The 241-nt window shown below is 63.5% G+C and carries 1 protein-coding gene; it reads right to left on the reverse strand.

Annotation, left to right across the window (positions count from 1 at the left end):
• Window positions 1-241: DUF819 family protein (locus OH705_RS28545; RefSeq protein ID WP_267303610.1), on the reverse strand; the 241-nt coding region annotated here is incomplete at both ends.

Here is a 241-nt window from a genome sequence, read left to right on the forward strand (position 1 = left end):
GCCGTCCAGCGTGCGCGCTCGCGTCAGGCTCAAGCCAAGCCCGATAAACGTGGAGAGCACAACGACCCACACGAAGGGCTCATGCAGGCTGACCTGCTTGGCCCATGGCACGTTCTGGGCGAACCAGGACGATGCCGGGCCCGCAATGGCATGGGACAGACCGACAGCGCCGAACGCGATGCCCAGGATGACCATGAGGTCGGTCAACGTCGTCACCCGTTCATGCTGCTTCTGATAGCTG

This window comes from Pseudomonas sp. BJa3, from assembly GCF_026343815.1.
GTDB lineage: Bacteria > Pseudomonadota > Gammaproteobacteria > Pseudomonadales > Pseudomonadaceae > Aquipseudomonas > Aquipseudomonas soli.